We start from the raw sequence: 14544 nt of genomic DNA on the forward strand, positions 1-14544 counted from the left end.
ACATCATTTGTTACCTGGAATATAATTATGTAAACTAAAATACAGGACACCGGTATCAGAAGTGGAAATCGGAATGAATCGCTCACTGATACTCGCTCCATCCCTACATACGAAAAAGCCTGGAGGTTCCTTCCTCCAGGCTTTTACTTTATTACTATTTTTTATCTTCTCCGATGACTCTTACTTCCCGCTCGAGATCCACGCCGAAGTTCTTTTTGACGGTCTTCTGTACGTGTTCGATCACGGCGATATAATCGGCCGTCGTCGCATTGTCTTTATTGACGATGAATCCGGCATGCTTCGTGGATACTTCGGCACCGCCAATGTTCGTACCCTGAAGCTTGCTGTCCTGGATGAGTTTTCCGGCGAAATGTCCAGGGGGACGTTTGAATACGCTGCCGCAGGACGGGTATTCGAGCGGCTGCTTGGATTCCCGCCTGTAGGTGAGATCATCCACGGTAGCTTTCACATCTTCGTATTTTGCCGGGGTCAAATCGAAGGTGGCTTCCACAACGATGTCCCCGTTCTCGGGAATATTGCTCGTACGGTAGTCGAAGCCGAGCTCTTTGGCATTCCGTTTCACCAGTTCCCCGTGTTTGTCCACGACGTAGGCGTAATCGAGTACATCCTTGATTTCCCCGCCGTAGGCACCTGCGTTCATATATAGGGCACCTCCGACCGTACCCGGGATGCCGCAGGCGAACTCGAGACCCGACAGGCTCTCGTTCAGAGCGTGACGGGAGACGTCGATGATTCTTGCTCCGCTCTGGGCTACGACGGTCTCTCCTTCACTGCTGATATCGTTCAGATACTTCAGATTCATCACTACGCCGCGGATTCCGCCGTCTTTGATGATCAGGTTCGATCCGTTTCCGAGAAGCGTGTGTTTGATACCGGCACGATTAGTGAACCTGACGACTTTCTGGACTTCTTCGAAGGTCGTCGGCATTACGAGGTAATCCGCTTTCCCGCCGAGCTGGGTATACAGGTGATTTTTCAATGGTTCATCCATTTTTACATATTCGGATTTAACGATATTTATAAGTCCGTTGTAGATTTCGTTCTTTTCCATACAGGTACACTTCCTCATCGATAGTCTGGTCTTAGGCAAGTGTATAACAATCTGTCTTTTATGGAAAGGGAGAAAGCCCTTATTTTGATGAATGAGATAAACAGGGACATTTGGGAAAGTTTTCTCTATTCAGAATATTCATTGCTAAAATACCAGTTTGCTAGTATCATCATGGTAAACTTATTTCTGAAAGGGTGCTGGACAATGGATGAAAGCAAAGATTTGCGGATAAGAAGTAACGTGATCAGTGATGATGAGAACAGAGTGGCGAACCGGGCGATGCTTCGGGCTGTAGGGTTCGAAGATGAAGATTTCAAAAAACCGATGATCGGGATCGCCAGCACGTGGAGTGAAGTCACCCCGTGTAACGTACATATCGATGAACTGGCCCGGAAAGCGAAAAGCGGCGCCGGCGGTAACGGAGGCGCTCCGATGATTTTCAATACGATTACCGTTTCGGACGGTATCGCCATGGGCCACGAGGGGATGCATTATTCCCTGCCGAGCCGTGAAATCATTGCGGATTCCATTGAAACGGTGACGAATGCTGAGCGTCTGGACGGCGTAGTGGCCATCGGCGGGTGTGACAAGACGACACCGGGATGCCTGATTGCTCTCAGTCGTCTCAATCTTCCGTCGGTCTACATATACGGAGGCACGATACAGCCAGGGAAACTTGACGGAAAAGACATTGATATCGTTTCTTCGTTCGAAGCAGTCGGTAAATATCAGAGCGGAGAAATCGATTCCGAAGAGCTGCACCGCGTGGAATGTAACGCCTGCCCGGGAGCAGGAGCGTGCGGAGGTATGTATACGGCTAATACGATGGCGGCAGCCGTGGAAGCTCTCGGTATGAGCATACCGGGTTCTTCCTCCACTCCTGCGATCAATGATTATAAAGAGGAGGAGTGCCGGCAGGCGGGGGAACTCGTCGTAGAGCTTCTTAAAAAAGACATTTACCCTAAAGATATCATGACGAAAAAAGCGTTCGAGAACGCGATTACTGTAGTCATGGCACTCGGCGGTTCGACCAACGCGTTCCTTCATCTGACGGCGATGGCCCACGCAGCGGAGGTCGACATCTCTCTTGATGATTTCGAACGGATCCGCCGCAACGTACCTTTCCTTGCTGACATGAAGCCGAGCGGTACTTACGTAATGCAGGACCTTTACGAAGCCGGCGGGGTCCCGGCCGTGATGAAGCTGCTCCATGATAACGGCTACCTGCACGGGGACTGTCTGACGGTCACGGGACAGACGCTGGCCGAGAATCTGGAAAATGTCGACCCTCTTAAGGACGGGCAGAAGGTGATCCGTCCTCTCGACAATCCGATCAAAGCGGAAGGTTCCCTCGTACTGATGAAAGGAAATCTTGCCCCGGACGGAGCGGTGGCGAAGATGTCAGGGCTGAAGATCACGAATTTCGAAGGCCCGGCCAAAGTGTATGACAGTGAAGCGGAAGCGACATCAGCGATTTCCGGAGGTGACGTGAAAGAAGGGGATGTTGTCGTTATAAGAAACGTCGGCCCTAAAGGCGGGCCGGGCATGCCCGAAATGCTTTCCATTACAGCGATGCTCGTCGGCCAGGGGCTCGGCGGTAAAGTGGCACTGCTCACCGACGGCCGTTTCTCGGGAGGAAGTCACGGATTCGTCATCGGGCACATTTCTCCCGAAGCTTACGTCGGCGGTCCCATCGGTCTTCTCGAAAACGGGGACATTGTGAATATCGACAGTAGTACGCAGGAAATCAACATGAAAGTAAGCGAAGAGGATCAGGAAGAACGGAAGAGCCGCTGGAAGCGCCCGGAACCGAAATTCAGGCGCGGAGTACTTGCCAAATATTCGAGGCTCGTCTCCTCCGCTTCCAAAGGAGCAGTGACAGACGACCCTGACGAATGAAGTGGCTGATTCCGGAACATAACTGAATGCCGTACGCCGAAAACCGGGCCCCAGGGTCCGGTTTTTGTGTTTTCGGGCCCGGTGATTCCGTTTTCCTTCCCTTCAGAGAGCCGGGACCCTGCTGAAGGTAACGAAAGAACCGTTTTCCTGACCATGGGGAGAAACCAGGAGCAGTGAAGGTAACGATTAAGGCATAATCGTTACCTTCACCTTGAAATTCAGTGCGTGAAAGGCACGAAAAGGCGGGGAACGTAATGCCTTCCTCTTATCAACAGCATTCCGGAGCCCGATATAAGCGTCTTCACACAGAAGTTTTCACTTCTTTATATAATATGTTTAACGCTCTTTTATTTAGGAAACATAGAAATTAAACAAGTAATTAAGGAGTGAAGTGCTTTGGATTTGAAAAAAGAAATAACTAAACTGGAAAACGTACATTTAATGAAACCTGAGAAGGTATTTACTATGTATTTAAATACAGACCCGGCCGATCCCGACCAGCAGGGCGGCGAATGGAAAATTCACCTGAAAAACGGTCTGAATAACTTCGAACATTATCTTCAGGAAGACGGAGATTCTGATGAGAAGCGGAACTACTGGGCAGTAAAAGAAAAAGTTCAGAATTATATTGATGAAAACGAACAGCACTTTGGTAAAAGCGTAGTAATCATCGCTTCCGCCGATGAAACAGTGTGGTTCGCCGAAAGATTCCAGATGCCTGTAGAAACAGCGTTCTACTGGGAAGAACAGCCGGTAGTCGATCAGCTGAAGGAAATGTACAAACAATTTCCGAAAACGGGTATCATTCTTACACAGAAAGAAAACATTAAACTGATTGATGCAGAGCTTGCTCAACTGAAAGATACGAAAGTTTATGAGCTTGATCTGAATACGGAAGACTGGAGACTCCACCAGGGCGGTCATGCAGCCGGTGCCTCCACAGGAAGCGGCGGAGCGAAGCAGTCCAAGTCCGATCAGTACAACGAGCGGTTCGAAGCCAACCGTTACCGCTGGTATAAGAGTGTCGCTCCTAAACTGGACAAACAGGCGAAAGAGCACGGCTGGGAGCAGATTATCATGGTAGGCGACAAAGAAGAAGTCGATGACCTGCGTGATAACATGAACAAAGAAGTAGATAAAATCGTAAACAAAAACCTGCTTGATCATGAAGAAATGAAAGTGATCGACCAGGTAGTATACGAAGAATAGAATAATATAATTCATCCTGTGATCTTTACATAAGATCACAGGTTTTTTTATGTGGGACACCCGGCAGGTCCAGAGAAAGAAATCTGCAAAAGGATGTGTTAAAATGAGTAGCAGTGCAGTGATAGAGGAGAGTGGAAGAATGTATGTTGTCGATTCTAAAGTGACGGTTCCTGATCACAAGGCGGACGATCTGATCTCCATCTATCAGACCCGTTCCCGGCTCGTTGATGAGCAACCGGGTTTCCTTTCGTTTCAGCTTCTGCAGAACGAACATCGGCCTGGAGAGCTTACAGTACATATGGAATGGGAAAATAAACAGGCGTATCTGGCCTGGGCCCGCAGTGAACAGTTCCGGAAGATCCACGAACTTGAAAAGAACTATCCGGATCAGGAACTTCAGGGCTACGTTCCGAAAGTTTATAAATATGAGGTTGTTGCCACATGAAAACGGAAGCGAAACAGTACATTACGGATAAAGTGACCGAGGAGTTCTACGCCAGATACCCCTGGCTCGATGAGAAATTCGGAGATAAAGGCAGGAAACATACGAGAGAGGATAATGATCATCATCTGAATCACCTGGAGCTCGCCTATGAGAGGAAAGATGAGTCATTTTTCAATGAGTATACCATCTGGCTCAATGACGTCCTCGTCTCCCGGGGGGTCGGTACGAAGCTTATTATCGAGAACTATGAAATGATAGAGCGGTATCTTCAGGAAGTGGAAGTGGACGAAGAAGAGCGCGATTATTATATCCGCCTGCTGGAATCGTCGATAGCACATTTGAAACGCATAACGGACACGGGGTGAACAACGAATGGAAGAGGTTTACAAACAATTGACCGGTTACCTGCTGGAGGGCGAAGAACAGGAAGCTCTGCAGCTGGTACAAAAGTGGGTGGGCGAACGATCTTTACTGGAAGTGCATGAGGAAATCATAACACCGGCGATGTACCACGTAGGAGAACTGTGGCAGACGAACCGTATTTCCGTGGCAGATGAGCATCTGGCCACGGCGACCTGTGATTACATTATGACGTTGATATCGCCGCGGAAAGGCACCTCGAACGGAAAGAAGGCTATTTTTTTCAATGTCGAAGAAGAAGAACACCATCTGGGACTGAAAATGGCAGCGGATATCTTCCGCGAAGAAGGCTGGGAGTCCAGATTCCTCGGGACAGGTGTACCTGACGATCACGTTCTGCAGCAGATAGAAAAGTTCTGCCCGGATGTCATATGCATTTCTGCCGCTCTTTCCTACAGAGTGCCCGAGATGCATAACATAATCGATGTTCTGAAAAAGCGTATGCCCGGCTCCGTCATACTTATCGGAGGCCGTATTGTTAAAAATCACGGTATGAATGAATGGAATGAGGCACACGTGCACACAATGAGTTCACTGACCGCCGTAAAAGAATGGCTTCAGAACGTGAAGGAGGGACGCAGGCAATGAAACGGGTGGAAGCTATTTTCCCGCTCCCTTATTTTGAGATAGACGCAGCCTGGAATATAGTCGCTTATTCACAGGAAGCGGAAGAACTGTTCGGTCTGCCGGATAATCTCACCAAAATAGTCGATGAAGGAACGTATGATAAGGCACGGGAGTGGGTTGATTTTCATCACAGAAAAACTGTTATTGAAATGAACGTCATCAAAGAGAACAGCGACGTAATTTTAGCGGACGTTTATATTACGTGGACGGACGAAGAGAAAGCGGAACTTCTCCTGATACCGAAAGATTCGCAGGTGGACAAAGTGGCTGCGAGTCTCAAAACGCTGCAGAGTGAGCTGTTGAAGACGAAAACAGAACTGATTGAAGAAAAGGAGCGGGCGGAGCAGGTAATCGAACAGAATAATAAACTGTCAGCCCCCTTCATTTCACTGAATAAGGAAACGGCGCTTGTCCCGTTATTCGGTGATGTGAGTTACGAGAAAATGATGAGCGTCGAACAAAACCTTCTCTCGGCCGTGCGTGAAAGTGAAGCGGACGAACTCCTTTTTGATTTCACGGCAGTCGGCGACATCGAGAAAGAAGGCTTCAACTATCTGGCGTCTGTAATTAAAGCTCTCAGTCACATGGGGCTCGATCTTTTCGTCATCGGGCTCAGACCCGGACACGTTCCGAATATTTTCAAATGGTCCCTTCCGGAAGACGTCCGTTTCATGCAGTCACTGGAGCAGGTGATTTCAAATAAGAGGACCCGTCGGGATAATGAAAGAATCAGGCAAAAGGAGACGTAATCGTTCTTCTTTTGTTTTTTTCTGCTGGCCGGATAATTGTGGAAATCGATAAATAATGATTGCGAAAAGTCTGAAAGTAATTTATAGTAAAAGAAGAAAACGTATCCTATTTTTTTGAACTAAAAATGAATGAGTATTCATTCAAAGAACGCAAGGGGGATTTGTAATGACTCAAAAAATCAGGCGTGCCGCAGTTCTCGGTTCCGGAGTGATGGGAGCGGGAATAGCTGCACATTTGGCTAACGTCGGTATACCGGTGCTTATGCTCGATATTGCACCGAAAGATGTAACGGATAAAGAAAAGAAACAGGGTCTTACCACGGAAGACAGACAGGTAAGAAACCGGATAGCGATGTCCGGGAAGGAAGGGCTCAAAAAGCAGAAGCCCGCACCACTTACATCAAAAGAAAATCTCCATCTTATAGAAGTAGGTAACATGACGGATGATATGGACAAACTATCGGAAGTGGACTGGATCATCGAAGTAGTCGTTGAAAACCTCGATATAAAGAAATCCGTATTCCGGGAAGTGGATAAATACAGAAAAGAAGGTTCCATCGTAAGTTCCAATACGTCCGGAATCTCCATTGAAGCTATGTCCGAAGACTGCAGCGAGGATATGAAGAAACACTTCCTCGGCACTCACTTTTTCAACCCGCCTCGCTATCTGAAACTGCTTGAGGTGATTCCGACTTCGAGTACGGATAAGGACGTCCTTGATTTCATGAAGAAGTTCGGGGAGGATACACTCGGAAAAGGAGTTGTGGAGGCGAAAGATACTCCGAATTTCATCGCCAACCGCATCGGAACGTACGGCCTGTTAGTGACGGTGAGAGAGATGCTCGAGCAGAACCTGAGCGTCGGAGAGGTGGATTCCGTAACCGGACCGATGATCGGGCGGCCGAAAAGCGCAACATTCCGGACGCTTGACGTTGTAGGGCTCGATACGTTCATCCACGTGGCAAATAACGTCCACGATCAGGTTGAGGGTCAGGAAAAAGAGGTCTTCGAAATACCGGAATTTATGCAGGACATGAATGATAAAGGATGGATCGGTCAAAAAGCCGGTCAGGGATTTTTCCTGAAGAAAAAGAGTAAAGAAGGCTCCGAAATCCTTCAGCTGAATCCGGAGACGATGGAGTATGAAAAACGCGGCAAGCTGAAAACGAAAGCTGTCGAAGCTGCGGGACAGGAGAAGGGACCGAAACGGAAACTGGCCTCTCTCGTCAAAGCGAAAGGAGATCAGGCGGGAGATTTTGTCTGGTCGATCGTAAAACCCGTTCTCCTCTACTCCGCAGAACTTACAGGGGAAATTGCGGATGATATCGTCTCCATCGACGAAGCGATGCGCTGGGGATTCGGATGGAACCTCGGTCCGTTTGAGATGTGGGATGCCATCGGGGTGCAAAAGTCCGTGGAACGGATGAAGGAAGAAGGAGAAACCGTCCCCGAATGGATAGACGACATGCTGAAGAACGGAAATGAATCTTTTTATAAAAAAGAAAATGGAAACGTTTACTACTACCATGACGGTGATTATAAGCAACAGGGATTCAACGCCAAAGATATCAATCTGCGCCTGCTGAAGGAAACGAAGGAAGTACTTGCGAAAAATGCCGGAGCGAGCGTCATCGATCTTGGAGACGGAGTGGCAGGGCTTGAATTCCACTCCCGGAGTAATGCCATCGGTATGGACGTCATCCAGATGATCAATAAAGCGGTCGATATCGTCGATGAGGATTTCGAAGGACTCGTCATCGGAAACCAGGGGAATAATTTCTGCGTCGGTGCGAACCTCGGCATGATGCTTATGGAAGCTCAGGACCAGAACTTCTTCGAAATCGAACTCGTCGTCAAACAGTTCCAGCAGGCGATGATGCGCATCAAATACTCCGACAAGCCCGTCGTTGCCGCTCCATTCGGAATGGCGCTCGGCGGAGGGGCGGAAGTATGCCTGCCGGCTGCTGCGATCCAGGCTTCGAGTGAGACGTACATGGGGCTCGTGGAACCGGGTGTCGGACTCATCCCGGGCGGAGGCGGAAACAAAGAACTTTATCTGAAGCATCTGAACAATATGCCTGAGAGTGTAGACTTCGACCTTCAAAAGGTTTCCAATAGCGTATTCCAGAAAATCGCTACCGCCAAGACGTCGACTTCCGCCGAGGAAGCACGTCAGAACGGATTCCTCGATCAGATGGATGCCATTTCCTTCAATCAGGATCACCTGCTTCACGATGCGAAGCAGAAAGTACTCGGGCTTGCCCGGGCCGGATACCAGGCACCGAAACGTAAACCTGTTCCGGTGACCGGAGAATCAGGTTTTGCGACGATGCTTCTCGGTGCGAAAGAAATGCACTACGGCGGCTTCGCTTCGGATCATGATCTGAAAATCGCCGAAAAACTTGCATTCGTATTGGCCGGAGGACGTGTGAAGGAAGGATCGAAAGTGGATGAGCAGTACCTTCTGGATCTCGAAAGGGAAGCTTTCCTCAGTCTGATCGGTGAAGCGAAAACACAAGAGAGAATGCAGCATATGTTACTTAAAGGGAAACCACTTCGTAACTAAAGGGGGAGAAAGTTGTGAGAGAAGCAGTAATTGTGGCCGGTGCACGTACGCCGGTCGGTAAAGCGAAGAAAGGCACGCTTGCAAGCAGTCGCCCGGACGATCTTGCGGCACTGACAATCAGGGAAACGCTGAAAAGAGCAAATAACTACGACGGGCCTATTGACGATGTCATTATCGGGTGCGCGATGCCTGAGGCTGAACAGGGGATGAATATGGCACGGAGTATCGGAGCTCTTGCGGGTCTGCACCACTCCGTTCCGGCGATTACAATCAACCGCTACTGTTCATCCGGACTTCAGAGTATCGCCAATGCCGCCGAGAAGATTATGCTCGGACATTCGGAAGCGGCGATTGCCGGAGGCGCGGAATCGATGAGTCTCATCCCTATGGGAGGACACGTCATCAAGCCGAACGTAGAGCTTGTAGAAAACGCACCTGAGTACTATATGTCGATGGGTCACACGGCAGAGGAAGTGGCGAACCGCTTCAACATTTCCCGGGAAGACCAGGATGCTTTTGCGGCCAGAAGTCATGAGCGGGCGGCTAAAGCTCTCGAAGAAGGGAAGTTCGACGAGGAAATCGTTCCTGTCGAAGTGACCGAAAATGTCCCGGGGCCGGACAACACTACCAGAAAAGTGACGCGTACGCTCGAGCGGGATGAAGGGGTCCGTCACGGTACGACGACCGAAACTCTTGCCAAACTGAAGCCTGCTTTCCACGTAAAGGGATCGGTTACAGCAGGAAACTCGTCCCAGATGAGCGACGGAGCAGCTTCGGTGCTCGTCATGGACCGGGAGAAAGCGGAGAAAGAAGGACTGCAGCCGCTCGCCAAGTTCCACTCGTTCGCAGTGGCCGGCGTGGAACCGGAAATTATGGGAGTAGGACCGATTGAAGCGGTGCCGAAAGCTTTGAAAATGGCTGGCCTTTCCCTCGAAGACATCGGTCTGTTCGAACTGAACGAAGCCTTCGCTTCCCAGTCACTGCGTGTCATCCGTGAGCTCGGGCTTGATGAGGAGAAGGTGAACGTGAACGGAGGAGCGATCGCTCTTGGACATCCGCTCGGCTGTACAGGAACGAAGCTGACGCTGTCACTTATTCACGAGATGAAACGCCGCAACGAAAAATACGGCGTTGTGACGATGTGTATCGGTGGCGGAATGGGTGCTGCCGGAGTATTCGAACTATTATCCTGAGGAGGAATAAATATGAGCGAGGTTAAAAACATGATTAAAGGCGGAAGTTTTATTGTGGAGGATGTGGAAGCGGAAGATATCATCACTCCGGAGGATTTCACCGAAGAACATAAGATGATTGCCAAAACGACGGAAGACTTCATCACGGGAGACGTTCTTCCGAAAGTGGATAAAATCGAGAACCACGAATTCGAGCATTCCCTCGAGCTCATGAAGAAAGCGGGAGAACTTGGACTGCTCGGTGCGGACGTACCGGAGGAGTATGGCGGGGTACAGCTGGACAAGATCAGCTCTTCCCTTATTACGGAGAAATTTGCACGCGCCGGCGGTTTTTCTCTCACTCACGGAGCACACGTCGGAATCGGTTCTTTGCCGATCGTTTTCTTCGGAAACAGTGACCAGAAGAAGAAATATCTGCCGAAACTGGCAACGGGTGAACTGCTGGCTGCGTATGCCCTGACTGAACCGGGGTCGGGTTCGGATGCCCGCGGCGCCAAAACGACGGCCAAACTGAACGAAGCTGGTACTCACTACGTACTGAACGGGGAGAAACAGTGGATCACGAACTCCGCTTTCGCTGACGTATTCGTCGTTTACGCAAAAATCGACGGAGAGAAATTCACGGCTTTCATCGTGGAGAGGGAATACCCGGGCGTTTCCACCGGTCCGGAGGAGAAGAAGATGGGGATCAAAGGATCTTCTACCCGTACCCTTATCCTTGAAGATGCTGAAGTGCCTGTAGAGAACGTGCTCGGAGAAATCGGCAGAGGACACATTATCGCTTTCAATATCCTGAACGTCGGCCGTTACAAACTGGCAATCGGCAGTGTCGGAAGTGCGAAGAGAGCAATCGAACTGTCGGTCAACTACGCCCAGGAGCGGAAGCAGTTCGATACTCCGATTATGAGCTTCCCGCTTATCAAGGAAAAAGTGGCGTCTGTCGCAGCGAACACGTATGCGAACGAAAGTGCCGTCTACCGTACAGTCGGCCTGTTTGAACAGAGCATGGGACGACTTTCCGAGGAGGAGCTGAACGACGGCAAAGCTGTCGCCAATGTCATTGCCGAGTACGCGATCGAATGTTCCCTGACGAAAGTATTCGGAACGGAACTGCTCGATTTCGCAGTGGACGAAGCGGTACAGATCCACGGCGGGTACGGTTTCATGCAGGAATATGAAGTGGAGCGCATGTACCGTGATTCCCGTATCAACCGTATTTTCGAAGGAACGAACGAAATCAACCGTATGATCGTACCCGGTACCCTCGTCAAAAAAGCGATGAAAGGCGAACTGCCGATCTTCGAAAAAGCGAAGAAGCTTCAGGAAGAAATCATGACGATGATGCCTGAAGAACCGGGTGATGCTCCGCTTGAACAGGAATTCTACCTGCTGAAAAATGCTAAGAAGATCGCTCTGCTGGCTTCCGGACTTGCAGCTCAGAAATACGGGGAGAAACTGGATCAGGAACAGGAAGTGCTTGTGAACCTGGCAGACATTACGGGTGAAATTTTCAATATGGAATCCGCTATTCTCCGTACGAAGAAAGCCGTCGACAAAGACGGAGCCGAAAAACACAGCCAGAAACTTCTATATACGGAAGTGTACGTCCAGGAAGCGTTCAATCGTATCGAAGCGCACGCGAAAGAAACACTTATCGCAGCGGAAGAGGGCGACGATCTCCGCATGATGCTCGGAGCTCTCCGGAAACTGACGCGTCACAACCCGGTGAACGTTATCAAGAAAAAACGCGAAATTTCCGTCGGTCTCGAAAAAGCCGAAAAATACTTCGTATAATTACGGAAAGGCTGTCCTCTGCCGGGGGACAGCCTTTTGTTTTTCAACAAAGGGCGGTTGTGGTAGGATAAATGTGATATTGTTTTGTTAAGAATGGGGGAGAAGTCATGCTTACCTTTTACTGGTATCCGAAGTGTGGCACGTGCCGCAACGCGAAAAGATGGCTTGATGAGAACGATGTGGAGTATAAAGCTGTGAATCTCGTGGAAACCCCGCCTTCGAAGGAAGCGCTGATGCACATGATGAAACACAGCGATCTTCCTTCGAAACGTTTCTTCAATTCCAGCGGGAAGAAGTACCGTGAGCTTGGACTGAAAGACAAAGTAGGGGACATGACGCTTGAAGAACAGGCGGAGATACTGGCTTCCGACGGCATGCTGATCAAGCGGCCGCTCGCTACGGATGGAAGTCGCGTGACCGCCGGTTTCAAGGAAGCGGAGTACGAAGCCAACTGGCTGTAATTTTTGAAGGAGGGGTCAATAATGGAACTGCCAAAAGAATTTCGTTATTCAAAAGAACATGAATGGGTAAAAGAAGAAGGGGACAACCTTCGCATCGGTATTACCGAGTTCGCCCAGTCCGAACTCGGTGACGTCGTATTCGCCGAGCTTCCGGAAGTCGGTGATGAAGTGGAAGTGGATGAACCGTTCGGAAGCGTGGAATCAGTGAAGACGGTATCCGAACTTTACGCTCCTGTCAGCGGGAAAGTCGTTGAAGTGAACGATGAACTCGAGGACAGCCCGGAACTTGTGAACGAATCTCCTTACGACAAAGCGTGGATGATCGTAGTCGAGCCTTCCGGCAAGTCCGGACTGGATGACCTGATGAGTGCGGAAGAGTACGAAGCTATGATTTCTGAAGATGAATAGAATTTATTAACTTCGACAGACCATGGATTCGCATGGTCTGTTTCTGTATAAAGGGGTAAGCGGGATGAATGAACCTATTTTAATCGTTGAGGGGATTACGGACAAAAAGCATATTAAAAAGATGCTGGCGCAGCCTCTTGAAATCATCTGCACGTATGGAACACTCGGTCTGGAGCGTCTGGATGAGCTGATTTATGAGTACGATCTGGACCACCGCAACGTTTATATACTCGTCGATGAAGACTACTCGGGCTACAGACTCCGGGAACAGTTCAGAGAAGAGCTTCCTCACGCTGTACATCTGTACACAAGCAAAGCGTACCGGGAAGTAGCAGCCACGCCGGAACCGGAACTCGCACGGATGCTTGCGGGGTACAGGTTCCGGATCAAACCTGTCTACATGATGTAAGGAGGCAACAATGAAAGAAGTGAATGCAAGGGAAACACTGCCGGAAGTAGGAAGAGGATACGTATTCATTTACAGTCCCTTTTGCGGAACGTGCCACCTGGCAAGGGAGATGCTTGATATCATCGAAAAGATGAAAGAAGAAGATGTCTTCTATGAAATGAACGCGAGCCTTTTCCCGGACTTCATGCAGGAGAAACAGGTATCAAGCGTACCCTGCCTGCTCGTATGGAAAGACGGAAAAGTGGAAGAGAAAGTGTATGCGTTCGAATCGGTGACGAAAATTTTCAATCTGATGAAAGAAAAAGAGAAAATATAGCGAAGCACCAGCTCACGGGATGACGAGCTGGTGTTTTTGTGAACGCAGATGGGAGAATCGTTACTTTCGGAAGCGCTTGGAGGGCCTGAAGGGAACGATTTACGCAGAATCGTTCCCTTCAGAGAGGAGAGGATGTGCTGAAGGGAAGGAAACAGAGAAAAACGTGACCTTCGGGACCGGATATGGCGTCCGAAGGTCACGCAAAAGCATTTTCCACTATTCCACCGTTTCTCCGATGGCTTTCATAATGTCCATAAAGGAAGCGTCGTCGCCGAACTGGTGAACGATTTCCCCTTCGGATGAGATGATGACGGTCGTAGGAACGCCGGTGCAGCCATAGAGGTCATACACTTCCGTTCCATTATCCTCAAGCGTCGGCTGTGTCAGAAATTTCTCTTTATATTTTACGGCATCTTCCCGGGTGCCTTCACGTCCGGCGACGTTGATCGTGATCATCTCCACGTCGTCCGTATGGAGCGAATCGAAAAGCTGCTCTTTTTTCGGCATATCGGCGCCGGAATCCGGACACCAGGACGCCCAGAAGGTAAGGATGGTCACTTTCCCCGGAGTTTCCGGAAGTGTATAACTGCCTTCTCCGGTGAGGTATGGTAAGGTGAATACGGGAGCTTTCATGAGCATCGGATCCTTTCTGCAATAACGAGTTTGCAAAAATCGTAACATACACACGCTTTTTGTTGAAGTTTATTGACATCAGTCCGGTACAGTGCTAAAATCTTTCGTATCGCTCAATAAATTGAATAAACGAAATTCTCTTATCAAGAGAGGTGGAGGGACTGGCCCTATGAAGCCCGGCAACCGTTAAACATTCCGTTTAAAATGGTGCCAAATCCTACAGAACAATCGGTTCTGATAGATGAGAGAACAGAATTGATTTATTAAATACCAACCTTTCTGTTCTTTCAGGCAGAGGGGTTTTTTTATTTGCTAAAACCGTAAGAGACAGCGACTCTTACAG

Annotated in this window: 15 protein-coding genes and 1 riboswitch; of the genes, 13 read left to right on the forward strand and 2 right to left on the reverse strand. The window is 49.3% G+C overall.

Annotation, left to right across the window (positions count from 1 at the left end; genetic code table 11):
- Positions 1–154 precede the first annotated feature (154 nt).
- On the reverse strand, positions 155–1072 hold the full coding sequence (murB, locus tag CKW00_RS04275) for a UDP-N-acetylmuramate dehydrogenase (RefSeq protein WP_095821541.1): 918 nt from the start codon (positions 1070–1072) through the stop codon (positions 155–157).
- 204 nt (positions 1073–1276) lie between these two features.
- Here murB and ilvD point away from each other — a divergent pair, with 204 nt between their 5' ends.
- The 13 genes from ilvD (at position 1277) to CKW00_RS04340 (ending at position 13568) form a co-directional block, all read left to right on the forward strand.
- Positions 1277–2971, forward strand: a complete 1695-nt coding sequence (gene ilvD / locus CKW00_RS04280; RefSeq protein ID WP_095821542.1) for a dihydroxy-acid dehydratase — start codon at positions 1277–1279, stop codon at positions 2969–2971.
- A gap of 396 nt (positions 2972–3367) precedes the next feature.
- Positions 3368–4180 (forward strand): VLRF1 family aeRF1-type release factor, encoded by an 813-nt coding sequence (locus CKW00_RS04285; RefSeq protein ID WP_095821543.1) that lies wholly within the window; start codon positions 3368–3370, stop codon positions 4178–4180.
- Between the two features lie 139 nt (positions 4181–4319).
- The gene (locus tag CKW00_RS04290; protein WP_095821544.1) at positions 4320–4625 is read left to right on the forward strand and encodes an antibiotic biosynthesis monooxygenase family protein; all 306 of its coding nucleotides are present in this window, start codon (positions 4320–4322) and stop codon (positions 4623–4625) included.
- Positions 4622–4990: a hypothetical protein gene (locus CKW00_RS04295; protein WP_095821545.1), complete on the forward strand. Its 369-nt coding sequence runs from the start codon at positions 4622–4624 to the stop codon at positions 4988–4990. The genes CKW00_RS04290 and CKW00_RS04295 overlap by 4 nt, the downstream gene beginning before the upstream one ends.
- 7 nt (positions 4991–4997) lie before the next feature.
- Positions 4998–5633 (forward strand): cobalamin B12-binding domain-containing protein, encoded by a 636-nt coding sequence (locus CKW00_RS04300; RefSeq protein ID WP_095821546.1) that lies wholly within the window; start codon positions 4998–5000, stop codon positions 5631–5633.
- A complete protein-coding gene (locus CKW00_RS04305) occupies positions 5597–6421 on the forward strand; it encodes an STAS domain-containing protein (protein ID WP_143544224.1) in 825 nt (274 codons plus the stop codon). The genes CKW00_RS04300 and CKW00_RS04305 overlap by 37 nt, the downstream gene beginning before the upstream one ends.
- A 166-nt stretch (positions 6422–6587) precedes the next feature.
- The gene (locus CKW00_RS04310; protein WP_095821548.1) at positions 6588–8987 is read left to right on the forward strand and encodes a 3-hydroxyacyl-CoA dehydrogenase/enoyl-CoA hydratase family protein; all 2400 of its coding nucleotides are present in this window, start codon (positions 6588–6590) and stop codon (positions 8985–8987) included.
- A 14-nt stretch (positions 8988–9001) separates the two neighbouring features.
- A complete protein-coding gene (locus CKW00_RS04315) occupies positions 9002–10180 on the forward strand; it encodes an acetyl-CoA C-acetyltransferase (protein WP_095821549.1) in 1179 nt (392 codons plus the stop codon).
- Between the two features lie 12 nt (positions 10181–10192).
- The gene (locus tag CKW00_RS04320; RefSeq protein WP_095821550.1) at positions 10193–11974 is read left to right on the forward strand and encodes an acyl-CoA dehydrogenase family protein; all 1782 of its coding nucleotides are present in this window, start codon (positions 10193–10195) and stop codon (positions 11972–11974) included.
- A gap of 107 nt (positions 11975–12081) precedes the next feature.
- Entirely contained in the window at positions 12082–12435 is a 354-nt protein-coding gene (locus CKW00_RS04325; protein ID WP_095821551.1) for an arsenate reductase family protein, read from the forward strand.
- 21 nt (positions 12436–12456) lie between these two features.
- Entirely contained in the window at positions 12457–12843 is a 387-nt protein-coding gene (gene gcvH / locus CKW00_RS04330; RefSeq protein ID WP_095821552.1) for a glycine cleavage system protein GcvH, read from the forward strand.
- A 64-nt stretch (positions 12844–12907) separates the two neighbouring features.
- Positions 12908–13252 carry a toprim domain-containing protein gene (locus tag CKW00_RS04335; protein WP_095821553.1) on the forward strand — a complete coding sequence of 115 codons (345 nt, stop codon included), beginning with the start codon at positions 12908–12910 and terminating at the stop codon, positions 13250–13252.
- Between the two features lie 10 nt (positions 13253–13262).
- Positions 13263–13568: a thioredoxin family protein gene (locus CKW00_RS04340; RefSeq protein ID WP_095821554.1), complete on the forward strand. Its 306-nt coding sequence runs from the start codon at positions 13263–13265 to the stop codon at positions 13566–13568.
- Positions 13569–13784: 216 nt separating this feature from the next.
- Here the strand turns inward: CKW00_RS04340 and CKW00_RS04345 are convergent, their stop codons facing one another.
- A complete protein-coding gene (locus CKW00_RS04345) occupies positions 13785–14207 on the reverse strand; it encodes a TlpA family protein disulfide reductase (RefSeq protein WP_233129711.1) in 423 nt (140 codons plus the stop codon).
- A gap of 131 nt (positions 14208–14338) precedes the next feature.
- Positions 14339–14449: riboswitch (SAM riboswitch) on the forward strand.
- Positions 14450–14544: the final 95 nt, after the last annotated feature.

Origin of the sequence: Salimicrobium humidisoli (assembly GCF_002295105.1) — a bacterium.
Classification (GTDB): Bacteria; Bacillota; Bacilli; order Bacillales; family Halobacillaceae; genus Salimicrobium; species Salimicrobium humidisoli.